The organism is Novosphingobium kunmingense (genome assembly GCF_002813245.1).
Lineage (GTDB): Bacteria > Pseudomonadota > Alphaproteobacteria > Sphingomonadales > Sphingomonadaceae > Novosphingobium > Novosphingobium kunmingense.
This window is the reverse complement of sequence record NZ_PHUF01000004.1, coordinates 513596-539866: the sequence shown is the minus strand read 5'-3', so window position 1 is coordinate 539866 and position 26271 is coordinate 513596. Positions and strand designations below refer to the sequence as shown.

Below are 26271 nucleotides of genomic sequence, written 5' to 3'. Positions count from 1 at the left end.
GCATCGCACTATCCGGGAAACTGCGTGGTTTCGCTCCGGTACGGAGGTAAGGACCCCGCGTTTCAGCCCGCGGCGAGCATCAGGAACAGCCCGGCGAGCGCCGCGCTCATCAGATTGGACAGGCTGCCAGCGGCAAGCGCCTTCAGTCCCAGCCGGGCGATGACCGGGCGCTGGTTGGGCGCAAGCCCGCCGGCAACGGCCATCTGGATCGCGATCGAGCTGAAGTTGGCGAAACCGCAAAGCGCGAAAGTGACGATCGCCTGGGTCTGCGGCGAGAGGTCGGTGGCACCGCCCAGATCGATGAATGCGACGAATTCGTTCAGCACCACCTTGGTGCCGAAAAAGCCCCCGGCGCGCATCGCTTCGGCCCAGTCGGGCGCGCCCAGGAGGTAGAAGATCGGCGCGAAGACATAGCCAAGCACCTGCTGAAACGAGAGGTCGGGCTGACCGAACCAGCTTCCCGCCCAGCCGAAGATGCCGTTGGCCAGCGCCACCAGCGCGACGAAGGCCAGGACCATGGCGCCCACCGCCACCGCCAGCTTGACCCCGGTCTGCGCGCCCTGGGCTGCGGCCATGATGATGTTGGCGGGGCGTTCCTCGTCGTGATCGACCGCGACGGGTTCGTCGGCATGGACGCCGGGCTGCGCGGCAACGTCCTCGCGGTTGAGCGCGGCGGCGGCAAGTCCGGCCGGCGGCGGGGCCACCTCGACCGCGTTGCCCGCACCGGCGCTGCCCACGGCGGGGCGCGAATCGGGCATGATGATCTTGGCCATGACGATCCCGCCGGGAGCCGACATGAAGGCGGCGGCCACCAGATAGTCGATGCGGATGCCCATCGAGGCGTAGGCGGCCAGAATCGTGCCCGCGACGCCGGCCATGCCGACGCTCATCAGGCAGAACATCTGCGACTGGGTCAACGATGCGAGGTAAGGGCGGATCACCAGCGGGCTTTCCGATTGCCCGACGAAGATGTTGGCCGCCGCCGACAGGCTTTCCACCCGCGATATACCGGTGATCTTTTCCAGTCCGCCGCCGATCCACTTGATGATCAGCTGCATGATGCCGAGGTAATAGAGGATCGAGATCAGCGCCGCGAAGAAGATGATCACCGGCAGGGCGGCGATGGCAAAGCTCTGCCCGCCGATTTCTGGCTTGGCCAGCGGGCCGAAAACGAACTCGGTCCCGGCGTGGGCATAGCTGAGCAGGGCCGAAACGCCACCAGCGACAGCCTGCAGCACGCGGTTGCCCCACGGCACGTAAAGCACCAGCGCGGCAAACCCGGCCTGCAGCGCAAAGGCCGCGCCGACCACGCGCAGGCGGATCCCGCGCCGATCGGACGAGAGCAGGACGGCAAGGCCGAGGATCAGCGCCATGCCGGCAAGACTGAGGAGGATTTTCATGTCTGGATGCGGTTCCGCTTGAAGTGCCCGTTGCCGGCAGGGTGGTAACGCCTTTGCGGGCCTAGTCAAATTGCGCTCGGCGCGGGTCTGGGGAACAATTGCGCGGGCGCTCTTTTCGGCGGGGCGCACCCTCGCTAAGCCGTCGCGATGGATAGACCCGCCGAGGCCCCCGGGGCCATGATCCCCAAGTCGCTGTTCGTGTTTTCCCTGCTTTACGGCGGCCTCTGCGTGCTGGCCGGCGTCATGGGGGTCAAACTGGCGGCGCTGGGCGACTGGCCGCTTCTCGGCAGTCTCGCCGTGGAAAGCGGGATCTTCGCCTTCCTGTTCCTGGTGATCATCTCCAGCGCGGTCGCCGAACTGTTCGGTCAGGACCGTGCCAACCAGCTTGTCCGTTACGGCTTCGTGCCGCTGATCGTCTCGATGGTCATGCTGACGCTGGTTATCCGCGTCGTGCCGCCGGCGCCGTTCTGGCCCGATCAGGAACCCTTCGCCAAGCTGCTCGGCCAGGGCGTCCGGATGCAGTTTGCGGGCCTGATTTCCTACGGCACCTCGCAGACGCTCAACGTCTACCTGTTCAGCCGAATCGCAGGCGGCCAGGGCAAGGCGCTGGTCCTGCGCGCCTGGCTCGCCTCGATGCTGTCGCAGATCGTCGATACGATCCTGTTCATCACGATCAGCTTCTACGGCCAGGACATGCCGCTGATGGAGATCATGACCGGCCAGATCATCTCCAAGCTGGTCCTCTCGACCATCATGGTCCCGCCGATGATCGTCGTCTTCGTCAAGCTCGGCCAGTGGATGGACGGCCGGAAAGCCTGATCGCGGCGTCCGAAAAGGGTTCAATTCCCGGCAAAGCGGAGTAAAGGGCGCAGCGCTATGTCGCACACGATGGACCCCGCCGCCGAGCGCACGCTCAACCTAGCCAAGGCCGAGACGCTGATCGAGGCGCTGCCCTATCTGCAGCGCTATGCCGGTCGCACCTTCGTGGTGAAATACGGCGGCCACGCGATGGGGGATCCCGAACTGGCGCGCGACTTCGCCGAAGACGTGGTGCTGCTGAAGGCGGTCGGGATCAATCCGGTCGTCGTCCACGGCGGCGGCCCGCAGATCGGCGCGATGCTCAAGAAGCTGGGCGTCGAAAGCCGCTTCGTCGATGGGCTGCGGGTGACCGACAAGGCCACCGCCGACGTCGCCGAAATGGTCCTGTCGGGCGCGATCAACAAGGAACTGGTCGGCTGGATCGCCGGAGCCGGGGGCAGGGCGATCGGCATTTCGGGCAAGGATGGCGGGCTGGTCACGGCAAGCAAGGTGCAGCGCACCACCAAGGACCCGGACAGCAACATCGAACAGGTCGTCGACCTGGGCTTCGTCGGCGAACCGGAAACGGTCGACACGACGATCATCGAGACCTGTTGCCAGGCCGGCATGATCCCGGTGATCGCGCCGATCGCGGCGGGCAGCGACGGCGAAACCTACAACATCAACGCCGATACCATGGCCGGGGCGATCGCCGCGGCGCTGGGTGCGGCCCGGCTGTTCCTGCTGACCGACGTCGCCGGCGTGCTCGACAAGGACAAGCAGCTCCTGACCGACCTCACCCCCGCCGATATCGAGCGTTTGCAGCAAGACGGCACGATCAGCGGCGGGATGATCCCCAAGCTCGAGACCTGCGTTCACGCGGTCGAGGCCGGATGCGAGGCGGCGGTCGTTCTCGACGGGCGTGTGCCGCACGCGATGCTGCTCGAATTCTTTACCTCTCGCGGTGCAGGAACGCTGATCCGGGCCTGACCGTCAGGCTTCTTGTGGAACCGAAAGGCATGCTCATGGGTCTAAGGACCATGCTGTCGCGCATGTTCGCCATCACCGTGATGTCCGCCGTTTCGTTCCACCTGTCGGGCTGCGACCGGGTGGTGAAGGAAGGCGGCCAGGCAGAAGCCGGAGCCTCCGCCGCGCCGACCTCGTCGACCGACATCCTGCCCAGGGCCGTACCGCCATCGACCTCGCGCGACCCGCAGGAAGTGCTGCTGTCCTGGGCCAAGGCGGTCAGCCTCAAGGACTGGCCCACGGTCTACGGGTACTGGGGCGACAAGGGTGCGAAAAGCGGCATGACGGTCGATCAGTTCACCGCCGCTTGGAGCAAGCTTCAGCAACCCGACCTCGAGATCGGCCAGGGGCGGCAGGAAGGCGCGGCGGGATCGCTGTTCTATTCGGTGCCCGTCACCATTGTCGATGGCGGTCGCCGCATCCCGGGCGAAGTGGTCCTGCGCCGGGTCAATGACGTCGATGGCGCAACGCCGGAACAACTGCGCTGGCATATTGAAAGCACGACGCTCAGGCCCTAGTGCGGGGCCCGAAGGGAAAACGCCTTGCTTCTGATGTCGATCCTGTCGGCGCTGAGCTATCTGATCTTCATTGTTCGGATGGTGCTCATCTGCCAGTTCATTCTCTACCTGCTCATCGCGTTCAACGTCATCGACCTGCGCAACCGGTTCATCGCCGGGCTGTGGGAAGCGCTGAACGCCGTGCTCGAACCGATGCTTGGACCGATCCGGCGGCGCATGCCGGCAGTTGGCGGCATGGACTTCTCCTACATGGTCCTGCTGTTCGGGCTGTGGATCCTGCAGACGATCATCGGGACGATCGCCGCCTCGGTCGTCGTATGACCGCCAGCGTCATCGACGGTAAGGCTTTTGCCGCCGGACTGCGCGCCCGCGTGGCAGACCAGGCGGCCCGGTTTGAACAGGCTGCGGGCCGCAAGGCCGGCCTGGCCGTGGTGCTGGTGGGGGAGGATCCGGCCAGCCAGGTCTATGTCGCATCGAAGGCGAAGCAGACCGCCGAATGCGGCATGGCCAGCTTCGAGCACCGCCTGCCGGAAGACACTACGCAGGCCGATCTGCTCGCCCTGGTCGATGCGCTCAACGCCAATCCGGCGGTCGACGGTATCCTTGTGCAATTGCCCTTGCCCCGGCACCTCGACGAACAGCAGGTCGTCGCCCGGATCGATCCCGACAAAGACGTCGACGGGCTGACACCCCTCAGTTCGGGTCGTCTCGCCCTGGGGCAGCCCGGGCTGGTGCCCTGCACGCCACTTGGCAGCCTGATGCTGCTCAAGGACCGGCTCGGCGACCTGTCGGGGCTGGACGCGGTGGTGATCGGGCGCTCGATCCTGGTCGGCAAGCCAATGGCGCAGCTGCTCCTTGCTGAAAACTGCACCGTCACCGTGGCGCACAGTCGCACTCGCGATCTTGCCGAGGTGGTGCGTCGCGCCGATATCGTGGTCGCTGCGGTTGGTCGTCCGGAAATGATCAAGGGTTCCTGGATCAAGCCCGGCGCGACGGTGATAGACGTTGGCATCAACCGCCTGCCGCCCGAAGAGGGCAAGACCAAGGGGCGCCTTGTGGGCGATGTCGCCTATGCCGAAGCGGCCGAGGTCGCCGGTGCGATCACCCCGGTACCGGGCGGGGTCGGCCCCATGACCATTGCGGTTCTGCTGCGCAACGCGCTGGTCGCCGCGCACCGCAACGCTGGTGTGGCGCTCGACGACAAGGCGTTGTAAAAGCGCGCCATGACGCGCGCACTCATGGGCCTTGCCGCCCTTTCACTTTGTCTTTCCGCGACTTCGACGCAGGCGCAGAATCGCGGCCCCGCGCGCGGCTATGCCAATCCCAGCGCGGTCGTCGCCGCCGAGATCGCCTTTGCAAAGCTGGCCCAGGAGAAGGGTCAGTGGACCGCCTTCCGCGCGACCGCGACCAAGGACGCGATCATGTTCGTGCCGCAGATCGTGGCGGCGCAGGCCTGGCTGAAGGGCAAGGCCGATCCGGCAAGGACGGTCACCTGGCAGCCGCACCAGGTGTGGTCGAGCTGCGACGGCAGCCTCGCGGTGACGCGCGGCGCCTGGCAGGGTGAAAACGATACGGCCGGCTATTTCACCACGGTCTGGCAGCAGCAGAAGGACGGCAGGTACAAGTGGGTCGTCGACATGGGCGAACCGCTGCCCATGGCGCTCGACGCGCCCGAAATGATCAACGCCAAGGTTGCCGATTGCCCGCCGGGCTATCGTGGCAAGCCGCCCAAGGCCAGCAAGGCGCCGGCCGCGCCGCTCGATCCGTTCAAGCGCGGCGGAAAGTCGCTCGACGGTACGCTGGCCTGGGACGTCGCGGTCGAAACCGACGGCGCGCGCCGCTTCGTCGTGGCCATGGCCAGCGCCGGACAGATGGTCACGGTTCAGGACCTGCAGGTCGAAGCGCCCGCGAAATAACATGGCCGAACTGTTCCTGTCCGCTTTCGTCACGCTGTTCGTGGTGATCGATCCGCCCGGCTGCGCGCCGATCTATGCCGGTCTGGTATCGGGCGCGACGCAGCGCCAGGCCACTGTCATGGCGGTGCGCGCCTGCCTGATCGCGACGTTGATCCTGATTGTCTTTGCCCTGTTCGGCGAAGACCTGCTCCACGCACTCCATATAGAACTCAATTCGTTCCGGCTTGCCGGCGGCATCATGCTGTTCCTGATCGCGCTCGACATGGTGTTCGAGAAGCGCACCCAGCGGCGCGAGGAACGGGCCGAAAAGATCAAGTCCACGCCGGAAGTGGAGGACGTTTCGGTCTTCCCCATGGCCATGCCGATGATCGCCGGGCCGGGCTCGATCGCCACGATCATGCTGTTGATGGGCCGCGCGCAGGGCAGCGAGCAGACGGTGGCTATCCTCGGCGCGCTGATCGCGGTGATGGTTCTGACCGTCGCAGCGCTGATCGCGGCCAAGCCGCTGATGCGCCTGCTCGGATCGCAGGTCGAAGCGGTGATAACCCGCCTGCTCGGCGTGCTGCTGGCCGCGCTCGCTGCGCAGTATGTGATTGACGGGCTGAAAGCGGTGATGGGCTGAACCGGCCTATTGCAGCGTAACCTCTCCGTCGTCGCTGTCGCGGCGGCCGAAGAACTGCATCAACTGGATGAGCAGCTCGCAACGGGTGGCAAGGTCCGGTGCCTCAAGCAGGGCTTGCTTGGCGGCGGCGTCGAAGGGGGCGATCTGGCTGACTCCGTCGATCAGCGAGCGATCGTCGAGCCGTGTGACAGCGTCCCAGTCAACCGAATAGCCCTGGGCATCGGCAAAGCGGTGCGCTTCGCGCTCGAACCCGGCGCGCTCGACCGGAGACAGGGCAGCGTCTTCATCCTCGGCAATCAATTCGCCCTCGATCTGGCGGAAAGGTGTGGCGGCATCCAGCTCGCGCAGGATTCGGAAGCGCGATTCGCCTTCCAGCACGATGTTGAAGCGACCGTCCTCCAGCGCCTCGACCTCGCCGATCCGGCCGAGGCAGCCCACCTCGAACAGCGGCGCGCCTTCGACGGGGCGTTGCGGCTGGATCATCCCTATGCGACGGTCGCGGGCCAGCGCGTCCTTGATCATTGCCCGGTATCGCGGCTCGAAGATGTGCAGCGGCAGTTGCAGGCCTGGAAACAGGATCGCGCCGGGCAGGGGAAAGATCGAGATGCGCAAGGCTGAAGGCCCCTATCCGAACAGGATCAGCGACAGCTTGCGCCGAGTGGCGGCGACCCACGGATCCTCCAGCCCGACGGCTTCGAAGATCTGCAGCAGCTTCGCCTTGGCCGCGCCCTCGTTCCATTCGCGGTCGGCGGCGATCGAATCGAGCAGGCGCTGGGCCGCGCCATCGCGGTCGCCTGCGGCAAAGGCCGCTTCGGCATAGGCGATCTGCGCCGCATGATCGTCTGGCGCGGCATCGGCCGTAGCCTTGAGCGGCGCCAGTTCGCTGTCGTCGGGCTTGCTGCGGGCCAGTTCGAGGGCGGCCAGCGCGCGGTGCATTTCCGCATCGCCGCGCAGGCTGTCGGGGATCGCTGCCAGCACCATGTCGGCCTGGTCGAGTTCCCCCGCCAGGACCAGCGCGCGCACCTGCCCGCCGATCGCCGCGCCGCTGTCGGGCGCGATTTCGGCGATCTGGGCAAAGATGTTCGCTGCCCGCGCGCCGTCGCCCTCGGCCAGCGCCGCCTCGCCCATGTCCAGCAGCGGTTCGATGTCCTGCGCCGGGGCGCCACCCTTGACCGGGAGCTGCGAGAGGAGCTGGTCGAGCATCTGTTTCAGCTGGCTCTCGGTTCGCGCGCTGGTCAGGTCGGCCACCGGCTGGCCCTGGAACAGGGCATAGACCGTGGGGATCGAGCGCACCTGGAACTGCGCGGCGATAAACTGTTCCTCGTCGACATTGACCTTGGCCAGGATCACGCCCTTGTCGGCGTAATCGGCTGCGACCTTTTCCAGCACCGGGGTCAACGCCTTGCACGGCCCGCACCACTCGGCCCAGAAGTCTAGAATCACCAGCGAGTGCATCGACGGTTCGACCACCGCCTTGCGGAACCGGTCGACGGCCTTCTGTTCTTCGAGGTTGAGGCCCATGCTCGCCAAGGGGGTTCTCCGTCTGCAGGTTTCGGTGATGCGCCAATGTGGGGCTTTGCGTGCGTTTGTGAAGGGACAAAGCGCGATTGACCCTCGTTGCAACTTTTTGGCTTGGCAAGGCAATAGGGCAATGCTAACGGCGCGCCTCACCCCGAACCCATGGCCGTTCCGGCAAGGGTTTGCAGGCGTTCGAGCGGGCGTAGCTCAGGGGTAGAGCACAACCTTGCCAAGGTTGGGGTCGAGGGTTCGAATCCCTTCGCCCGCTCCAGTTTTTCCATGCATCGCGATAGTGGCGGGCTATCTCCAGGCGGGCCAGCGTGCGGCTCAGCCGGATGGCTGGCCGTTCCATCGGGCATCAGCGTGTTCGCCCAGCCGCGGCGGGGGCAATGGGTCGATTCCGGGCCGTGCCGAAAAGGCGACGGGGGCACGCATTTCCACATAGCCGCCTTCGCTGGGATGCTGGCGGCGGCGAAAGAAATCGACCCCGTTCAGATGCGGGTCGTCCAGCATGGCATCAAGATCGCGCACCGCCTGGGCGGGGATCTGGGCCGCGGCGCAGCGGCCAAGCAGGTCTTCGGTCGTGAAGCGGGGGGTCAGCGCCGCCATCCCCTGGTAGAGCGCGGCCTGATTGCGCACGCGGTCCCGCGCGGTGGCGAAACGGGGCTCGGCCAGGAAGTCAGGCTCGTCCAGCAGCGCGAAGATCCGGCTCCAGGCGTCGTCGGTATAGGCGACGATGCTGATGTGCCCGTCGCTGGTCGGAAAGGGCTGGCGGTCGGGGTCGAGTTGGCGGGCATAGCCCGCAGGGCCGAGCGCGGGCGTGAAGCTGCGCCCTCCCAGGTGCTCGCTGAGCATGAAGTGCGAGAACGCTTCGAACATCGGGACCTCGACCCGCTGCCCTTCGCCGGTGCGCTGGCGATGTAACAGCGCGGCCAGCGAGGCATAGGCGGCATGGAGCCCGGCCACCTTGTCGGCGATCAGCGAGGGCAAATAGCGCGGGCGGGCGTCGCCGTCGACGCGCGGCAGCAGCGTGGCCGTGCCCGTTGCGGCCTGGATCACGTCGTCATAGGCCTGCAGGTCCGCATAGGGGCCGTCCTGTCCGAATCCGACGCAGTGGACGTAGACGATATCGGGATTGATCGCGCGCACCGCTTCGTAATCGAGACCGAGCCGCTCGAGCGCCTTGCCGCGCACGTTGACGACGAACACGTCGGCCTTGACCAGAAGGTCCTTCATCCGGGCGAGGTCGTCTTCCTGCTTGAGGTCGAGCGCGAGCGATCGCTTGCCCCGGTTGAAGGCCATGAAGCCCGGCGACATGCCCGGCGTGGCCGCGGCCCTGGCCGACCAGCGAAAGGCGTCACCCGATCCGGGGCTTTCCACCTTGATCACGTCGGCGCCAAGGTCGGCCAGCGTCTGCGTGCAGTAGGGTCCGAACACGACCGTTGTCAGGTCGAGGACGCGGATGCCCTCGAGCATGGCAGGAGCCCCGTCGCCCGCGACGTTCGCGGCGCTGGTCATTGCGCCAGCGCGGACGGCACGTGGGGCAGGAAGACGGTCTTGACCTCGGTAAAGGCTTCGAGGCCCTCGCGCGCGCCTTCGCGCCCGACGCCGGATTTCTTGAAGCCGCCGAACGGGTTGGTGAGATCGTATTCCCGCCCGTTCTGGGTGAAGGTGCCGGTCCGTATGCGCCGCGCGATCGCATAGGCGCGATCGGTGTCGTGGGTGTAGACGCCGCCCGACAGGCCGAAGTCGCTCGCGTTGGCGATGGCGATCGCCTCTTCCTCGGTGTCGTAGGGGATGACCGCCGTGACCGGGCCGAAGATCTCCTCCTGGGCGATGGTCATGGCGTTGTCGACGCGGTCGAACACGGTGGGCTGGATGAAGTAGCCGCGATCGAGGCCGCCAGGTCGCTCGCCGCCGGTCACGATCCGCGCGCCTTCGGCCCTGCCGCGGGCAACATAGTCCATGACCTTGGCATGGTGGCGCTCCATCGCAAGTGGCCCCATCTGCGTATCGGCGGCCAGCGGATCGCCGACCCGTGTGGCTGCCATCGCCGCTGCCAGACTTTCGACATAGTCGTCGTGCCGCGAGCGAGGCACCAGGATGCGGCTGAAGTTGATGCAGGCCTGCCCGCACAGCAGGGTGACCAGCGGGGCGAGCGCCGGGCCGAGGCCCGCCGGGTCGTAGTCATCGAGGACGATGGCGGCCGATTTGCCGCCAAGTTCCATCGTGTAGCGCGCCATGCGCGAGGCGCAGATCTGGGCGATGTGCATGCCGACGCTGCTCGATCCGGTAAAGGCCACCTTGTCCACTCCGGGGTGGCGAACGAGCAGGTCCGAAACCTCGCGGTCGGCGGGAAGCAGGTTGACCACGCCGGGAGGCAGGTCCGCTTCTTCCGCCGCCTCGGCCAGCAGGAAGGCTTCGAGCGGCGTTTCGGGCGAGGGCTTGAGGATGACCGTGCAACCGGCGGCGAGCGCCGGGGCCAGCTTGACCAGCAGGGACGCCAGCGGCCCATTCCACGGCGCGATGGCGGCGACCACGCCGACCGGTTCGTTCACCACGACGGCGGTCTTGCAGACCATGCCCTGCGCGGGCCGAACGTCTTCGAACGGATAGCTCTCCGCCATGGCGGCGTAGTAGTCGAGCAGGCCGGCCGCGCCGGCGCTGGCCCCTGTGGCCATCCAGGCGGGGACGCCGACCTGGCTCAACCAGCAACTGTCAAGTGCGGTCCCCCGCCGCACCAGCGCGGCCGAAAGCTTGCGCATCGCCTCTGCGCGCGCCGATGCCGGCAGCCGGGGCCAGGGGCCGTCGTCGAAGGCTTTCCGCGCTGCCGCGACTGCCGCCTCGACCTCGACCGGCCCGGCCGCGACGATGTCCTGCAAGGGCGCTTCGGTAGCCGGGTTGACCGGGCGAAGGCGGCTGGTTCCGGCAACCGTCTGCCACCGCCCCCCGATGAACAGGCGGTCGGGATGGGCCGTTACGGCCAATGACGAGTCGAGCATGGGGTTCCTCTTCCGATTCTTCTCACGGTTCACGTGCCGACACTTATTCTAATGAACGTAGATAATCGTGCAAGGGGTGATCGGGGTTGTCGTGAGGCTGCGCAAAACTAGGGTTAGTTGATAATTGGACGAGTAAAAAAATGACGCCAAATCATATACAAACGTCCTCGCCAGTCCCTTCGTCGAGGCAGTGTCGTTCATTATCTATTGACATTAGAAAACGATCGGTGAAATTTGCCGCCGAACGATGAGATCGGATCGACCGGATCGCACAAGGCGAACGGCGATTGTCGGCTGCCACAGGCGCCGGAATTGGGAGGAAGCTATGTCGTCGCGTCTGAAGATCGCGCTGTTTGCACTGTCAACGTCGCTGTTCACCCCGGTTGCGGCCTGGGCCCAGTCGGCGGAACCGCAGCCGGCCGACGAGACCACCGCCTCGAGCGAGACCGAGATCATCGTCAGCGCCCGCCGCCGCGACGAGCGATTGGTCGACGCGCCTGTCGCGATTACCGCGCTGAGCGGTGCGGAGCTTCAGGACAAGTCGATGACGCGCTTTGCCGACATCGCGACGCAGGTGCCTACCCTCATCGCGGGGCGCGCGGCCTCGGGTTCGTCGGCCAGCATCTTCCTGCGCGGCGTCGGTTCGACCGCACTGAGCGCCGGCTTCGACCAGTCGGTATCCTTCGTCGTCGATGGCATGCCGATGAGCCGCGGGCGCGAAATCAACCTCAGCCAGTATGATCTGCAGCAGGTCGAAGTGCTCAAGGGTCCGCAGGCGCTGTTCTTCGGCAAGAACACAACCGGCGGCCTGATCAACGTCATCACGGCCGGTCCCGGCAACCGGTTCGAGGCGGCGCTGCGCGGCGGTTATGGCTTCGAGGCGCGCGAGAAGTACGCCGAAGGCTATGTTTCCGGTCCTGTCAGCGACACGTTGGGCGCGCGCCTCGCGTTTCGCGCCTCGGACAGCGAAGGCGCGCTAACCAACACCGCGGCCAAGACCTATCTCGATCCGCTTGGCATGGCGCGGCACCGCAATGCGGAACGCCGCGGCGGCGGACGCACCCTGAGCGGCCGACTGACGCTCGACTGGCATCCCAGCGATACGGTCAACTTCGTCCTGAAGACAGGCTACACCGACCAGAAGGATGGCGGACCGACCGACATCCTGGAACGTATCTGCGGCGGTGGGCGGACCACGCCGGCAACCATGAACGGCGTTCCGCCGAGCCCCAACGCGGACTGCAAGGTCGATGGCCGGTCCGACAGTTCGACAATCCCGACCCAGGTCGCGGCGGCCAATTATCGCTATGCGGGCGATGGCCACATGTACGCCCGGCTCAAGTCCGGCTTCGGAATCCTGACCGGCACGATCAACACCGAAGTGATGGATGTGACCTCGATCACCTCCTATTACCGCTTCCGCCAGACCGACCTCAACAACGTCGCGGGCGAAGCCTATCCGGCGACCTTCAGCCAGCTTGCCGATTACGAACAGTACGGTGAGGAGCTGCGCTTTCAGACCAAGTTCGATGCACCCATAAACGCGCTGTTCGGGATGTTCTATTCACACGGCAAGTTCGTGTTCAACACCGATGCCTATATCTTCCCGGTGCCGATCAGCCCGGTCACCAACACCTATACGACCTTCAAGCGCGACGATGGCTTTTCCTCGGATTCGATGTCGGCCTTCCTCCAGGTGACGGCGAACCTCGGCGAACAGTTCGAGCTATCCGGGGGCGCGCGTTACAGCTTCGAAGCGCGCGATTCCTATCAGGTGTCGCTGCCGGCCCATCTGGGCTTCGCGGCGTTCTTCCCGAGTGGCATCCGCCTCGACGACCGCTTCCGCGACAACAATTTGTCGCCCGAAGTCACCCTGCGCTACAAGCCGTCGCGCGACCTGACCTTCTACGCGGCCTACAAGCAGGGCTTCAAGTCGGGCGGCTTCAACATTTCGCAGACGCTGACCCCCGCGGCCACCGTTGCCGCCGGCAGCTATGGCTCTGAAACCGCGAAGGGCGGCGAAGTGGGGATGCGGGCGATCCTGCTGGACGGCGACCTGTCGTTCAACACGACTGCCTACTATTATGACTACAACGACCTTCAGGTGCAGAACTTCGATCCGGTCACGATCGGCCAGGTCGTGGCCAACGCCGGCACGCTGCGCACCAAGGGCATCGAAGCCGACTTCACCTGGCGCGTTTTGTCGTTGCCCGGTTTCAGCCTCCGCGGTGCCGCAGCCTACAACCACGCCCAGTTCTACGACTACGTCGGGCAGTGCTACGGCGGTCAGACCGTGGCCCAGGGTTGCAACCTGCTGCTGGCAGCCGGCGCCTATACCAGCCAGGATTACGGCGGTCGCACGCCGCCCAAGGCACCGCGTTTCGGCGGCTCGCTCGGCTTCACGTATGAAATGCCGATTTCGTCGAGCGATATCCGGCTGGTGCTGTCGGGCGACATGGCCCACACCTCGAGCTACAACTACACCGATACGCTGCGGCCGGATTCGATCCAGCCGGCCTTTACCAAGTTCGACGCCAGCATCCGCCTGAAGGGACCCGAGGATCGCTGGAGCGTCGCGGTCATCGGCCGAAATCTGACCAACAAGCTGATCGTGACGGCCGCCAACGACATTCCCTTCGCCGGCGGTACCGGAACGGGGACGACGGGCACCGGACTGCTGGCCGACATGTCGGCCTTCGTCGAAAATCCGCGCGAAGTGTTCGTGGAAGTCGGCTTCAAGTTCTGATCGGTCTCTCCCGATCCGCAAACCGGACGGGCGGCCAGCAATGGCCGCCCGTTCTATTTGGGGCCGTAGCGGGCGCGAAAGCCGTCGATCAGGCTGCGCAGCGATTCGACGAAGATCGCCTCCTCGTCCCCCGGGCCGCTTGAGATGGCGCGGGCGAACAAGGGAAAGCGCTCGACATCGAAGGCGGGGATGGCCGGGGTGTGATAGGTCGCGGCAGCAGCCGCGAACAGCGACGAGCCATAGGTCAGCTTCTCGATCGCCTCGCTGATGACGATGTGATGCTGGGCCGGGAACGGGCAATCGGCCAGCGCGTGTTCGTAGGCCGACAGCATCAGCCGGCGCGGGAAGAAGCGCAGCATCAACGGCGCGGCGTTGGCGTGGCGCAGGATCACGCGGCGGGTCGCCAACGAAAGCCCGACCATGCGGTCTTCCCAGCACGCGTCCTTGTCGGCATTGGCACCCACTTCGCGCAGCAGTTCGAGCGCGACGAGTTCGAGCAGCTCGTCCTTGTCCTTGAAGTGATAGTAGAGCGAGGGTGCAGACACCTTCATCGCCCGCGCGACCGCCTGAACGCTCAGCGCCTCGAGCCCGTCGCGATCGATCACCTTGATCGCGGCGCGCACCGCAGCATCGCGGGTGATCAGGGGCTTGAGCGGCCGTCCCGCGCGGGTCTTGGTCTTGCTTTCGGGCACGGCTTGTCCTGTCGGTTAGAGCCCCAACTGGGCCTTTGCGATGATGTTGCGCTGGATCTCGTTCGAACCGGCATAGATTGAACCGGCCCGGTCGTTCAAGTACTTGAGCGGCGCGATCGCGGCTTCGCGCGGGCCCTGCCAGCCGGCCTGGTGGGGTATCCGGTTGGGACCGCCAGCCGCACCCGCGTCGGGCTGGAACGTCAGTGCGTAGGGACCTGCTGCCTCGATGGCGAGTTCGGTCAGATGCTGGCTCAATTCGGTTCCGAAGATCTTCATTGCCGAGCCGCCGATCCCCGGTCGGCCACCCCGCGCGGCGGCGGTCAGCATCCGGAACTCGTAGACTTCGAGGATATCGATTCGCACCTGTGCGGCGGCCAACCTCGCAGCGAAAACGGGGTCGTTGCCCGGCGGATCGGCTCCTTCGGCCGCCAGCTGCCGGATGCGGTCGAGCCGCACCTGAAGTCCGGGAGCATAGGCGCTGCCGCCACGCTCGAACTCGAGCAGGTACTTGGCGACCGTCCAGCCGTCGTCGATCGCGCCGACCGCATTGGCAACCGGCACCCGCACCTCGTCGAAGAAGATCTGGTTCTGGATATGCTCGCCCGACGTCATGATGATCGGCTGCACGGTTACGCCGGGGCTATCCATCGGGATGAGCAGGAACGTTATGCCCAACTGCGGCCGGTCGAACTGGCCCGTACGCACCAGACAGAAGATCCAGTTCGCAACATTGGCATGGGTCGTCCAGATCTTGGTGCCGGTGCAGACGAAGTGATCGCCGTCGCGCACTGCCCGCATCTTGAGCGGGGCGAGATCCGATCCCGCATGGGGTTCGGAATAGCCCTGGCACCAGAAGTGTTCGCCGGTGAGGATGCGGGGCAGGAAGTGCGCCTTCTGTTCGTCGGTGCCGTGCCCGATCAGCGCCGGGCCGCACATCGCGATGCCCATGGGCGAGGTCGGCGGTGCGCCGGCCCGGGCCGATTCGCGCGCAAAGATGTAGCGCTGGGTTACGCTGAACCCGCCGCCGCCGTATTCGACCGGCCACGAAGGCGCCGCCCATCCCCTGGCATGGAGCCGACGCTGCCATTCCAGCGACGCGTCGTGATCGGCGTAGACGCTGGTCATCCAGCGACCCGCGGCGCGCAGGTCGTCGTCGAGGTTGTCGTCAAGGAAACGGCGGACGTCGTCGGTAAACTCCAGGTCGGCCTTGCTCCACGACAGTTCCATTGCAGCACCCTCTCTTCGCTTGCCAGTTTATCTTATACCATTAGATAATGAGGTCAAACCCGGCGAACCCTTTGCGCTTGATCCGGGAAACGGAAGGGATGCAAACGAGGCCATGGAATTCGAACTGAACGATGAGCAGCGCCAGTTCAAGGCGTCTCTCGACCGCTTCCTCGAGACCGGTCGGGCCTTCGGCGCGGACAAGCTCGACCTGCGCCAGGGCGACGGCTGGCGGCCGCAGGTCTGGCAGGACCTGGCGTCGCAACTTGGGGTGCTGGCGGTCGGACTGCCCGATCGCCTGGGCGGCTTCGGCGGCGGCGTTGAGCAAATGGTGGTGATGGAATCTGTCGGCCGCGCACTGGCGCCCGAACCGGTGGCGGAAACGCTCTTACAGGCCGCGCCGTTGCTCGCGCAAAGCGAATCCCCGGCGGCAGACGCCCTGCTGCAGGGGATCGCAGCCGGTTCGGTGCGCATCGCGCTCGCCATTGGCGAGGACGGCGTGCGCGACGACTTTCGCGCCATCGCCTGCTCTGCGCGCGATACCGACGCCGGCTGGCAGATCGACGGCGCCAAGCAGATCGTGGTCGGCGCGCCCTGGGCCACGCACCTGCTGGTTGCCGCTCGGCACGCGGGACAGGCGGGCGACGCGACGGGCCTGTCGCTGTTCGTGGTTGCGGCTGATGTTCAGGGGCTGGAGCTTCGGCCTTACCGGATGCTCGACGAACGCTGGGCCGCCGATGTTTCCCTGGACGGGGTCGAAGTGCCGCGCGAAGCCCTGATCGGGGTGGAGGGCGACGGTCTCGCCTTGCTCGAGGAGTGGCGTGACCGCGCGATTGCCGCGGCCAGCGCCGAAGCCTGCGGCATTCTTGAAAGGCTGGTCGAGGAGACTGTGGCCTATGCCAGACAGCGCGAGCAGTTCGGCCAGACGATCGGCTCGTTCCAGGCCCTGCAGCACCGGATGGTCGACATGCACCTGCAGCTCGAACTCGCGCGATCGGCGGCACTTCTTGCGTGCCAGACGCTGGACGAACCGGCCGACGTGAGAGGAAGGGCGGCCAGCGCGGCCAGGCTGACCGTGGCGCAGGCGTGCCGCTTTGTCGGGCAGAATGCGGTTCAGATCCACGGCGGCATGGGCATGACCGACGAGCTGGCGATCGGGCATTTTTTCAAGCGCGCGACGGTGATCGAGCATTCGTTCGGCAGCGAGGGGTTCCACCTTCGCCGGCGCGCGGCGGGTTGATCACCCGCGCGCGGTGCGGTCGCGCAGGATGATGTCGGCGGCGCGCCAGGCCATGGCCATGGTCGGGCCGTTGGTGTTGCCGGAAGGAATGACCGGCATGATCGCCGTGTCCATGACGCGCAGGTTCTCAACGCCCCGGACCCGAAGTTGCGGGTCGACGACCGAATCCGGGTCATTGCCCATGCGGCAGCTGCCGACCGCGTGATAGCCGCAGGTGCCGAACCGGTCGTAGGCCGCAAGGATTTCCTTGTCGGTGCGATATTGCGGCCCGGGCGAGGTTTCCTCTGCGATCAGCGAGGCCAGCGGTTCGGTTGCCAAATAGGTGCGAACCGCGCGAACCAGCGCGACCATCTCGGCGCGGTCCCTTTCGGTGGCGTGGTGGTTGGCGGACAGGCCGGCGGGTGCATCGGGATCGGTCGTCGTTATGTGGATCGCACCGCGCGAAGTCGGGCGCAGGGTGTAGGCGGTGACGTGCATTCCCGGCACCTTCTCCACCTGGGTGCGATCGTCCATGTTGAAGCTGAAGGGCGCGACCAGGATCTGGGCGTTGGGCCGATTCTGGCCCGGATCGGTCTTGAGCCAGCCGACGATCTCGTAGGATGCGGCCGACATCAGGCCGTCCATGCCGAGGAAGTACTTCAGCGCGTTCTTGACCAGACGCCAGCCCCCGTACTCGCGGTTGTGCGAAATGTCCTGCCTGAGCCGGCTCTGGATCAGTATCGCGCGATGTTCGATCAGGTTTTCGCCGACCTGTGCATTGGCCTGGACAACGGGAATGCCAAGCCCGGACAAGAGCGCCGGATCGCCCACGCCGGAGCGTTCGAGGATGGCAGGGCTGGCCAGGGCGCCGCCGCACAGGATCACTTCGCCGTCGGTCAGGATGTCCCGCACCGCGCCATCGGCGACGACGCGGACGCCTATGGCGCGTTTGCCTTCGAACAGCACCTTGTCGGCCACGGCATTGGTCATCACGGTCAGGTTGGGGCGGCGCATGGCCGGCTTCAGGAACGCCTTCGCCGCGCTTTCGCGCTTGCCCTTGTAGACCGTGCGCGGGGCATAGCCGATCGCCACGGCATCGTCGGGCTCGTTCATGTCGCGCTTGCTGCCCCAGCCGAGCGCGTGACCGGCGGCAACCTGCGCATCGCTGAGCCGGTCGCGGTGCGTTGGCAAGGTGATGTGGATCGGACCCGAATTGCCGCGCGTCGCGGCAGCACCCAGTTCGTGATTCTCCAGCGCGGCATAGGCCCTGCCGATGTGCTCCCACGACCAGTCGTCGCTCGACAGTTCGGCGATCCCGTCGAAATCGGCCGGCATGCCGCGAACGTACATCATGCCGTTGATCGAGGTCGACCCTCCCAGGACACGCCCGCGGACCCAGTATTCGGGCTTGTTGGCCGTCGAAGCTTCGGGCCGGCTCTCGTGCGCCCAGACGTGTGAGGGGTCGGCCATGACCTTGGCGATACCCTTGGGCATGTGGATCAGCGGATGGCGATCGGCCGGGCCGGCCTCGAGAACGAGTACGCGGTTCGCCGGATCCTCGGACAGGCGATAGGCCAGAACCGATCCCGCCGCGCCAGAACCTACGATGATATAATCGAAACCGGCCATTCCGCTCTCCACCCGCCGTCTTGTTGCGGCATTATCTAATTGACATAGATAATCGGCCTGCGCAACTGTCCCGGTAACGGGAGATGGCAGGATGGTTCGCGTAAGATATCGCACGGCAGACGGGATCGAAGGGGCGTTCGACGCATCGCCGGGCCTGTCCCTGATGGCGAGCGCCAAGGCCGCCGGTATAGACGGGATCGAGGCTGAATGCGGCGGCTCGATGGTTTGCGCCACCTGTCAGGTCTACGTAGCCGAGGCGTGGCTCTCCACACTCGAACCCCCCAGTGAAATGGAAGCGGAGATGGTCGAATACACGCGCCATCCCCGGCCCAATTCGCGCCTGTCGTGCCAGATCGTGATGAGCGAGGCGCTTGACGGCATCGAAATCGAGCTGCCGCCGTCGCAGCGATAAATCTATTGGCAATAGATAAAAGGGCTGATAGATTCGCCCGCAGGGAAAGAGGATCGATTCCATGAACGCCACAGCCACCGCTGCACCGACCGAACGAGCCCTTCTGCAAACGCTCGACATGTTGAGCGAAAGCCAGCAGCGCGCGATCCGGCGCATCGCCCCGCATGACGCGGCGACGGTCCCGACCATCGAGGCGCGGCGACCGGTCTCGACCTTTACCGGGGAGGATTTCTTCCAGCTCGAGCAGCAACGGCTGTTCCGCAAACAGGCCGTGCCGATCACGGTTTCGGCCCGCATCGCCGATCCCGGCAGCGCGGTCGCCCATGACGGCTACGGGATTCCCTTGCTGGTGACCCGCGACAAGAACGGCGTGTCGCACGTGTTCCTCAACGCCTGCACCCACAAGGGCGCCAAGCTGATCGACGGCTGCGATGTTGCCAAGGGCAACAGGTTGACCTGCCCCTATCACGCGTGGACCTTCTCGACCGACGGCAAGCTGATCGGCGCGGCGCGCCCGGAAACCTTTGCCAATCTCGACAAGTCGTCGCGCGGCCTTGCCGAACTGCCTTCGCGCGAAGCGGGCGGGATCATCTGGGCCATGCTCGACCGCCATGCCGCGCCCGACTTTTCAGGCGTCGACGATCAGCTGGCGGCCGATTTCGATGCGTTCGAACTGCCCGGCCTGCACGTTTACGGGCACAAGCAGTTTCACCTCGACGCCAACTGGAAGCTGGTCCTCGAACCATTCCTCGAAGGCTATCACGTGCAGCGCCTCCACGCGAGCACGGTGGGCCCGCTGTTTGCCGACGTCCCCAACGTGGTGGATACGCTGGGGCTCAACATCCGGCAGATTTCCGGGAAGATGAACTTTACTCCGGACTGCCTCGATATCCCGGGCGAGAACATTCACGCGTCGGTGACCCACGCCTACAACGTGTTCCCGAACTGCGTCGTGGTCACCAGCCCCTATTACATCTCGGTGATGTTCCTGATGCCGACGGCAGTGGACAAGACGACGGTCGACTACTTCATGCTGACCCGTCGCCCGCCCGACAATCCGAAGGGCGCCGAACTCTACCGCAAAAGTTACGAGATGATTGTCTCGGTCTTTGGCGGAGAGGATTTCTACGCAGCGCAGTTGTCGCACGCCGGTCTTGCCACCGGAGCGATCGACGACGTCGTCTACTCCGGGCTCGAGGCGACGATCCCGCTGTACAACGAGATCCTGGATCGCGTGCTGGCGAACTGAACGGACCACCGGACGTGCTGACAATCCACAGTGCCCTTTCGTGGTGGGCCAAGAGCCGGCCCGATACGCCCGCGCTCGTCCTCGGAGGCGACCGCGTGACCTATGGCCAACTCGTGCCCTGGATCGACCGGGTGGCGGCACGCCTGATCGACCTTGGGGTCGAGCGCGGCGACCGGGTCAACGCCTGCGCCGCCAACGGGATCGACTATTGCGTCCTCGCCTTTGCGGCCATGCGCGCAGGCGCGGTCATCGCCCCGCTCAACACCCGCTTCACCGCACACGAACTGGCGGAGATCGTGCAGGATCATGCCCCGCGCCTCATTTTCGCAGGCGACGATCAGGCAAGCAAGTTCACCGGTTGCGGGGTGCCCGTTCACGCCATGGCGGAGGTCGACGGCCTTCGCGGCGGCGCGTCCGTCGCTCCACCGCGTGAGCCCTACCCGGACGACTGCGTCGTGATCATTTCGACCAGCGGTTCGACGGCCAAGCCCAAGGGCGTGATGTTCTCCAACCGGTCGATGTGCGACTACGCCATGGCCGCGGCGATGGAGGACGGCGTCCTTCGCGACGGAGGCGGCGTGATCATCGTCGCGCCGCTCGCCACTTCGGCCGGCATGGTGCAGGTCGTCCACTATTCGGTGCTGGGCTGCACGCTTTACCTCGAGCCTGTCTTCGTGGCCGAACGTTTCCTCCAGATCCTGGTCGAGGAGCCGATCGTCAGCTTTGCCGGCGCACCCGCATTCTTCGAACGAATCGCGGCCTGCGAAGGGTTTGCCGAGGCCGACCTGTCGCACATCCGCATGGTGACCGCGGGCGGCGCGCGGGTCACGCCCAGATTGTTCCAGACCTGGGCCGCCAAGGGCCTCCATATCCGCCAGACCTATGGCCAGACCGAGGCCGGCGGCAATTCCACTGTCATGCCCGAACGCTTTGCGGCCGAGTTTCCGGAAAAGGTCGGCTGGGGCGGAATGTTCACCCATCACCGCGTGGTCGATGCGAGGGGCAACGACGTGCCCCCGGGGGTCGAGGGCGAGATCCTGATCCGCGGGCCGGGCATGATGATCGGTTACTGGAACAACCCCGCGGCCACGGCGGAAACAATCCGCGACGGTTGGCTGCACAGCGGCGATATCGGAGTGATGGACGAACGCGGTCTCCTGACCTTCATCGACCGGATCAAGGACATCATCGTATCGGGCGGTCTCAACATCTCCGCCGCCGAGATCGAACGCGCCGTGCTCGAGTTTCCCGGCGTGGAGGAAGTCGCGGTGATTGCCGCGCACGACGACCGGTTCCAGGAAACACCCATGGTGGCGCTCTATCCGAATGCGCCGATCGATGTTGCGGCGCTGATCGCGCACTGCAACGGCCGCCTCGCCGACTACAAGGTGCCCCGTTACGTCGCCGTTCGCGACGAGCCGCTGCCGCGCCTTGCGACCGGCAAGATTTCCAAACCCGCGTTGCGCGACGAATACCGCGACGCACACCTGACCCTTCCGCGGGTCCGCTGAGCGAAAGTCCCGATCATGGCCACACTGGCACGCGTCATTCCGCCCAACGTTCGTCCCGAACAGGTGTTCGATTTCGACATTTATGCCGATCCGCGCATCGATGACGATGTCCAGGGCAGCTATTCGGCTGTCCTCAAGGCGGCTCCGGACATCTTCTGGTCGCCGCTTAACGGTGGACACTGGGTGGTACAGCGCCACGACCTGATTGCCGAAATCGTCAAGAACCCGACGGTCTTTTCAGCGCGCGAGATGCAGATCCCGCGGGTTGAGAATCCGCCGTTCTTTATCCCTCTCAGCGTCGATCCCCCTGAAAACGTGCCGTATCGCCACGTCCTCATGCCCAAGTTCTCGCCGCGCGCGGTCTCCGAAATGGAGCCCAGGATGCGCGCCATGGCGGCCGAGATCGTCGCCGAGGTCGCGGACAAGGGAAAATGCGATTTCATCCACGACGTGGCCGCACGCTTTCCGGTGTCGGTGTTCATGGAGGTCATGGGCCTGCCGCTCGAACGGCTGCACGATTTCCGCAGTATTGCCGACACCTATTTCAAGGCGCGTACGAGCGAGCAAATCCAGGCGAGTTCGCAGCAGATCTTCGGGATCTTCAACGAGCTGCTGGACTACCGGCGCGACAATCCGGGGACGGACCTGCTGACGCATTTCCTTACCGTCGACATGGGCGAAGGACGGCGGCTGAGCCACGAGGAAATCCTCGCGATGTGCTTCGTCCTGTTCCTGGGCGGCATGGACACGGTCACGAATGTCACCGGTTTTTCGGTGCAGCACCTTGCCGGCGACCCGGCCTTGCAGGCCCGCCTCGCCGCCGATCCCTCCCTTGCGGGCAAATTTGCCGAAGAAGGTCTGCGGATGTTCGGCGTCATCGGGACGCCTCGCCTTGTCGTGAAGGATTTCGATGATCACGGCGTCGCCTTCCGCAAAGGCGAAATGGTGCTGTGCGCCCTGTGGCAAAGCGGCCGGGACCCGGCCAAGCTGGACGATCCCGACCGCTTCGATATCGATCGCGGCGCCATGCCGCACTACAATTTCAGCACGGGTCCCCACCTGTGCCTGGGCCACGCGCTGGCGCGCACCGAAATGCGCATCCTGGTCGAGGAATGGATCAAGCGCGTGCCTTCGTTCCGGGCCGTGGAAGGCGCGCATCACGGGTTCCGGATCGGGACCGTGATCGCCCTGGAATCGCTCCCCCTCGAATGGACCGTCGCCTGATGGCCGCTTTCTCCTATGCGACGGCGACGGGTCCGCTGGGCGCCGAAGGGCCCTATTGGGATGCTCTGCTCGACGGTCACCTGAAGCTGCCGCGCTGCCGGGGGTGCGGGGCGTGGCACTGGCCCGCTGTCTGGCGCTGCGGCGAGTGCGGTTCGTGGGACCACGAATGGGTCGAACGAGCGCTGACCGGCACCGTTTTCAGCCATACTCGAACCCACCATGCCTTTGCCGGGACCGAAGCCTTTGACCGTCCGTTCACGACCGTGCTGGTTTCGCTGACCGAGGTGCCGATCCGTCTTATCGGCGTCCTGGAAGGGTCCGAAGAGGGCTTGCGCATCGGGGCCGAGGTAGAGGGCCGGATCGACCGGACACGTTTCGGCACCCATGACATTCCCGCGCTGCGGTGGAGACTGGTGGCATGATCAATCCCAGCGGGCTGACGGCCGTGGCCGGGATCGGCTATCGCCAGTACAAGCGCGGGACGGCCCCGCTGCCCGAACGCGGCGTTCTGGTCAGCGCGATCGTCGATGCCTGCAACGACGCCGGTTTCGACCCGGCGCTGATCGATGGTTTCGTTTCCTACGGCGACGACAAGAACGAACCGGTGCGCCTGATGCCTGACCTGGGCATGAAGCACCTGAACTGGTCGGCGCAGGTCTGGGGCGGCGGCGGCGGCGGCGTTGCCGGGGCGTTCGGCCTGGCCTCGGCTGCGATCCTCACCGGGCAGGCCAGGGCCGTCGTCGTGTTCCGCGCCCTCGTCGAGGGCAACAGCGGGCGCCTCTCGACTGCGGTGATGGCGCATCACCTCAACGATCACATGGTCTCGGCCGGCATGGTCGCGCCGGCACAGTTGTGCGCCATGCGCGCCCAGCGCCTGTTCGAGCATCACGGCGTTCCGACCTCCGTGTGCGAGGAGCTTGTCCGCGCGTCCTACCATCACGGCAGCCGCAACCCCGAAGCCGTTGCCTTCGGGCACGAATACGACGCTGCCGAGGCGCGCACGTCGCGCTGGATCGCAGAGCCTTTCCGCCTGTTCGACTGCAGCCGCGAAAACGACGGCGCGGGAGCCTTGCTGCTCGTTTCGAGCGAGCTGGCCAGGGACCTGCGCAAGCCGCCCGTGACCTTGCTTTCGGTGGCCCAGGGCGCCGAAAGGGGCTGGGGCGACCTGCTCGAGAACGACCGCGAAGACCTTTACCCGACAGCCGGGTTCGGCGCGATCCGCCAGCGGCTCTACGACCAGGCCGGACTGACCCCGGCGGATATCGACGTCGTCCAGCTTTACGAGAACTTCAGCGCCCAGGGCGTCGCCTCGCTGATCGACCACGGCTTCTGCACCTACGAGAACGTGACGGAGGTCGTGCGCTTCGAAAACCTGATCGCCGATGGAGGCAGGCTGCCGGTCAACACGTCGGGGGGCAATTTCGCGCACGGTTTCGTGCATGGCATCGGCTGCGCGATCGAAGCGATCCGCGTGCTCAGGGGGGAAACGGCCAATCCCGTTGCCGGGGCGAAGACCTGCCTCCTTGCCGGTGGTCCGGGCTCTCCCACCGTCAGTTCAGCGATCTTCGGCATCGGATAGTCCCTGGCGTCTGACGGAATGGCCCGTCCTGGCCGCCGGGCGCCCAACCAGCTCCACGCCGGAGAAGGTCCGTCTGCTGACCGAGCCAGGCGCGCGGAGCGTTCTTTTTTGTATGTTCGGTACGCTCACGGGTTGATCCGGCGCCCTTAGGCAGCAAGACTGACCGGGATCGGGAGAGCGAACAAATGACACGAACGGTACGGATCGGCGGCGCATGCGGGTTCTTCGGCGATTCCAGCCTGGCGCCACGCCAGCTGATCGACGCCGGGGTCGATTACCTGATCCTCGATTATCTGGCAGAAGCGACGATGTCGCAGCTCGGCATGATGAAGCGGCACCGTGCCGACCTCGGCTATGCTACCGATTTCACCGAATGGGTGTGGAAGGACAACCTCCAGATCCTCAAGCAGACGGGCACGAAGATCGTTACCAATGCCGGCGGGGTGAATCCGGCGGCCTGCGTCGCTCGCATGCGCCATTTCGGGCAGGAAGCCGGGCTCGATTTTCGCATCGCCTTTGTCGAAGGCGACGACCTGCTCGACCGGATCGACGAACTCGCCGACCAGACCGAGATGTTCGTCGGCTCTCCCTTTCCGCCGCGCGAGCACATCCTGACCGCCAACGCCTATCTCGGCGGCGGGCCGATCGCCCGGGCGCTGGCGGCCGGAGCGGACGTCGTGATTACAGGGCGCTGCGTCGATTCCGCGCTGACCCTGGGTATCCTGATGCACGAGTTCGGCTGGACCGGCGCCGATCTCGACAAGCTCTCGCAAGGGTCTCTGGCGGGTCACGTCATCGAATGCGGGGCGCAAGGGTCGGGCGGGCTATTCACCGATTGGGAGGACGTCCCCGACTGGAGCAATATCGGCTATCCGATCATCGAATGCGCCGCCGATGGCAGTTTCGTGGTGACCAAGCCGGCTGGAACGGGCGGCCTCGTGACGCCGGCCGTGGTGGCCGAGCAGATCCTTTACGAGGTTGGCGATCCGCAGGCCTACATGCTGCCCGACGTGGTCTGCGATTTCGCGCAGGTCAAAGTCGAACCGGCCGGGCCGGATCGCGTTCGTGTGACGGGGGCCACCGGATACCCGCCGACCGGCTGCTACAAGGTCTGCGTCACCTGGGCCGACGGGTTTCGCAGCATGGCCTTCATGCCGGTCGTCGGGCGCGACGCGGCGCGCAAGGCGCAGCGCCAGGCCGAAGCCGTGCTCGAACGGGTCAACCGGATGCTGCGCGATCGCAATCTCGGGCCGTTCCGGGCCTCGCGGATCGAACTGCTCGGCACTGAATCGAGCTATGGCGCCAATGCCCGCGCGCTCGGCACGCGCGAGGTGATCTACAAGCTTGCGGTCGAGCATGACGATGCCGAGGCCTTCAAGCCGTTCTTGCGCGAATTCGACAGCCCGACGACATCGATGTCGGTCGGCACAACCGGCTGGTTCGGCGCCCGAGCCGAGGTCAAGCCGGTCATGCGCGTCTTCTCGGCCACGATTCCGCGCGAGGCGGTAGCGGTGCACGTGCAGTTCGAAGGGCAGACGCTTGATGCAGGCGAGGGCCGACCGGCTGCAACCTTCGATCCGGCCCTGATCGAGCGGCCAGCGCCTGGCCATGCAGCGGAAGGCGGAGAAAATCAGGCGCTAAGCGAGGTCCCGCTGATCGATCTCGCCTGGGCACGCAGCGGGGACAAAGGCGATGCCTTCAACGTCGGGGTGATTGCGCGGCGGCCCGAATACCTGCCGTGGATTCGCGCGGCGCTGGACCCGGCCGCTATGCTCGACTGGTTCGCGCACGAATTCGAACGCGCCAGCGACAGCGCCGTCCACCGTTACGAGGTGCCCGGCATGAATGCCATCAACCTCCATTTCCTCAATTCGCTGGGCGGCGGCCAGTTCGCCAGCTTGCGCCTCGACCCGCTGGCCAAAGGCAAGGCACAGCAACTGCTCGACATGCCGGTCAAGGTGCCGAGCGCGCTGGTCGGCCGCTAGG

Annotated in this window: 24 protein-coding genes and 1 tRNA gene; 17 read left to right on the top strand and 8 right to left on the bottom strand. The window is 65.7% G+C overall.

Translation table 11 applies throughout. The features are described from left to right. Nucleotides 1-62: 62 nt before the first annotated feature. Complete coding sequence (locus B0I00_RS11970; RefSeq protein ID WP_100867597.1) at nucleotides 63-1400, bottom strand: NupC/NupG family nucleoside CNT transporter; 1338 nt, start codon at nucleotides 1398-1400, stop codon at nucleotides 63-65. 147 nt (nucleotides 1401-1547) lie between these two features. Here B0I00_RS11970 and B0I00_RS11965 point away from each other — a divergent pair, with 147 nt between their 5' ends. Genes B0I00_RS11965 through B0I00_RS11935 form a run of 7 tightly spaced genes read left to right on the top strand, consistent with a single transcriptional unit; the run spans nucleotide 1548 to nucleotide 6280 of the window. Then, the gene (locus tag B0I00_RS11965; protein ID WP_100867596.1) at nucleotides 1548-2219 is read left to right on the top strand and encodes a queuosine precursor transporter; all 672 of its coding nucleotides are present in this window, start codon (nucleotides 1548-1550) and stop codon (nucleotides 2217-2219) included. A 57-nt stretch (nucleotides 2220-2276) separates the two neighbouring features. Beyond that, a complete protein-coding gene (gene argB, locus B0I00_RS11960; protein ID WP_232730218.1) occupies nucleotides 2277-3188 on the top strand; it encodes an acetylglutamate kinase in 912 nt (303 codons plus the stop codon). Between the two features lie 35 nt (nucleotides 3189-3223). Next, on the top strand, nucleotides 3224-3742 hold the full coding sequence (locus B0I00_RS11955) for a hypothetical protein (RefSeq protein WP_157812551.1): 519 nt from the start codon (nucleotides 3224-3226) through the stop codon (nucleotides 3740-3742). A gap of 33 nt (nucleotides 3743-3775) precedes the next feature. Next, nucleotides 3776-4063, top strand: a complete 288-nt coding sequence (locus B0I00_RS11950; RefSeq protein WP_100867594.1) for a YggT family protein — start codon at nucleotides 3776-3778, stop codon at nucleotides 4061-4063. After that, nucleotides 4060-4956 carry a bifunctional methylenetetrahydrofolate dehydrogenase/methenyltetrahydrofolate cyclohydrolase FolD gene (folD, locus tag B0I00_RS11945; RefSeq protein ID WP_100867593.1) on the top strand — a complete coding sequence of 299 codons (897 nt, stop codon included), beginning with the start codon at nucleotides 4060-4062 and terminating at the stop codon, nucleotides 4954-4956. The genes B0I00_RS11950 and folD overlap by 4 nt, the downstream gene beginning before the upstream one ends. A gap of 9 nt (nucleotides 4957-4965) precedes the next feature. Further along, on the top strand, nucleotides 4966-5658 hold the full coding sequence (locus tag B0I00_RS11940) for a Cif family virulence factor (protein ID WP_100867592.1): 693 nt from the start codon (nucleotides 4966-4968) through the stop codon (nucleotides 5656-5658). A gap of 1 nt (nucleotide 5659) precedes the next feature. Next, entirely contained in the window at nucleotides 5660-6280 is a 621-nt protein-coding gene (locus B0I00_RS11935) for a MarC family protein (protein ID WP_100867591.1), read from the top strand. 6 nt (nucleotides 6281-6286) lie between these two features. On the opposite strand, the gene B0I00_RS11930 is transcribed toward B0I00_RS11935, so the two are convergent. Further along, entirely contained in the window at nucleotides 6287-6892 is a 606-nt protein-coding gene (locus tag B0I00_RS11930) for an LON peptidase substrate-binding domain-containing protein (RefSeq protein ID WP_100867590.1), read from the bottom strand. Nucleotides 6893-6904: 12 nt separating this feature from the next. Continuing rightward, nucleotides 6905-7801, bottom strand: coding sequence for a tetratricopeptide repeat protein (locus tag B0I00_RS11925; protein ID WP_100867589.1), 897 nt, complete (start codon nucleotides 7799-7801; stop codon nucleotides 6905-6907). A 193-nt stretch (nucleotides 7802-7994) separates the two neighbouring features. On the opposite strand from B0I00_RS11925, the gene B0I00_RS11920 reads away from it, so the two are divergent. After that, nucleotides 7995-8069, top strand: a tRNA-Gly gene (locus B0I00_RS11920). A gap of 56 nt (nucleotides 8070-8125) precedes the next feature. Here the strand turns inward: B0I00_RS11920 and B0I00_RS11915 are convergent. Together B0I00_RS11915 and B0I00_RS11910 are read right to left on the bottom strand one after the other, a co-directional pair. Continuing rightward, nucleotides 8126-9316: a CaiB/BaiF CoA transferase family protein gene (locus B0I00_RS11915; RefSeq protein WP_232730217.1), complete on the bottom strand. Its 1191-nt coding sequence runs from the start codon at nucleotides 9314-9316 to the stop codon at nucleotides 8126-8128. Continuing rightward, complete coding sequence (locus B0I00_RS11910; protein ID WP_100867588.1) at nucleotides 9313-10800, bottom strand: aldehyde dehydrogenase; 1488 nt, start codon at nucleotides 10798-10800, stop codon at nucleotides 9313-9315. Before B0I00_RS11910 ends, B0I00_RS11915 begins: the two co-directional genes overlap by 4 nt. Nucleotides 10801-11125: 325 nt before the next feature. Between B0I00_RS11910 and B0I00_RS11905 the strand changes: the two genes are divergently transcribed. Then, nucleotides 11126-13546: a TonB-dependent receptor gene (locus B0I00_RS11905; protein WP_100867587.1), complete on the top strand. Its 2421-nt coding sequence runs from the start codon at nucleotides 11126-11128 to the stop codon at nucleotides 13544-13546. Nucleotides 13547-13599: 53 nt separating this feature from the next. On the opposite strand, the gene B0I00_RS11900 is transcribed toward B0I00_RS11905, so the two are convergent. Continuing rightward, nucleotides 13600-14238, bottom strand: a complete 639-nt coding sequence (locus tag B0I00_RS11900) for a TetR/AcrR family transcriptional regulator (RefSeq protein WP_100867586.1) — start codon at nucleotides 14236-14238, stop codon at nucleotides 13600-13602. 15 nt (nucleotides 14239-14253) lie between these two features. After that, complete coding sequence (locus B0I00_RS11895; protein ID WP_100867585.1) at nucleotides 14254-15465, bottom strand: acyl-CoA dehydrogenase family protein; 1212 nt, start codon at nucleotides 15463-15465, stop codon at nucleotides 14254-14256. Nucleotides 15466-15577: 112 nt separating this feature from the next. Between B0I00_RS11895 and B0I00_RS11890 the strand changes: the two genes are divergently transcribed. Further along, on the top strand, nucleotides 15578-16702 hold the full coding sequence (locus B0I00_RS11890; protein WP_100867584.1) for an acyl-CoA dehydrogenase family protein: 1125 nt from the start codon (nucleotides 15578-15580) through the stop codon (nucleotides 16700-16702). On the opposite strand, the gene B0I00_RS11885 is transcribed toward B0I00_RS11890, so the two are convergent. After that, on the bottom strand, nucleotides 16703-18310 hold the full coding sequence (locus B0I00_RS11885; RefSeq protein WP_100867583.1) for a GMC family oxidoreductase: 1608 nt from the start codon (nucleotides 18308-18310) through the stop codon (nucleotides 16703-16705). A 91-nt stretch (nucleotides 18311-18401) separates the two neighbouring features. Here B0I00_RS11885 and B0I00_RS11880 point away from each other — a divergent pair, with 91 nt between their 5' ends. The 7 genes from B0I00_RS11880 to B0I00_RS11850 all read left to right on the top strand — a co-directional run bounded on the left by B0I00_RS11880 (nucleotide 18402) and on the right by B0I00_RS11850 (nucleotide 26270). Beyond that, nucleotides 18402-18722, top strand: coding sequence for a 2Fe-2S iron-sulfur cluster-binding protein (locus B0I00_RS11880; protein ID WP_100867582.1), 321 nt, complete (start codon nucleotides 18402-18404; stop codon nucleotides 18720-18722). A gap of 61 nt (nucleotides 18723-18783) precedes the next feature. Next, nucleotides 18784-19971: an aromatic ring-hydroxylating oxygenase subunit alpha gene (locus B0I00_RS11875; RefSeq protein WP_100867581.1), complete on the top strand. Its 1188-nt coding sequence runs from the start codon at nucleotides 18784-18786 to the stop codon at nucleotides 19969-19971. Between the two features lie 14 nt (nucleotides 19972-19985). Beyond that, on the top strand, nucleotides 19986-21482 hold the full coding sequence (locus B0I00_RS11870) for a class I adenylate-forming enzyme family protein (RefSeq protein WP_100867580.1): 1497 nt from the start codon (nucleotides 19986-19988) through the stop codon (nucleotides 21480-21482). A gap of 15 nt (nucleotides 21483-21497) precedes the next feature. Next, nucleotides 21498-22706: a cytochrome P450 gene (locus B0I00_RS11865; RefSeq protein WP_100867579.1), complete on the top strand. Its 1209-nt coding sequence runs from the start codon at nucleotides 21498-21500 to the stop codon at nucleotides 22704-22706. Beyond that, entirely contained in the window at nucleotides 22706-23128 is a 423-nt protein-coding gene (locus B0I00_RS11860; RefSeq protein ID WP_232730216.1) for a Zn-ribbon domain-containing OB-fold protein, read from the top strand. Before B0I00_RS11865 ends, B0I00_RS11860 begins: the two co-directional genes overlap by 1 nt. Continuing rightward, nucleotides 23125-24285 carry a thiolase C-terminal domain-containing protein gene (locus B0I00_RS11855; protein ID WP_100867577.1) on the top strand — a complete coding sequence of 387 codons (1161 nt, stop codon included), beginning with the start codon at nucleotides 23125-23127 and terminating at the stop codon, nucleotides 24283-24285. The genes B0I00_RS11860 and B0I00_RS11855 overlap by 4 nt, the downstream gene beginning before the upstream one ends. 185 nt (nucleotides 24286-24470) lie before the next feature. Further along, the gene (locus B0I00_RS11850) at nucleotides 24471-26270 is read left to right on the top strand and encodes an acyclic terpene utilization AtuA family protein (protein WP_100867576.1); all 1800 of its coding nucleotides are present in this window, start codon (nucleotides 24471-24473) and stop codon (nucleotides 26268-26270) included. Nucleotide 26271: the final 1 nt, after the last annotated feature.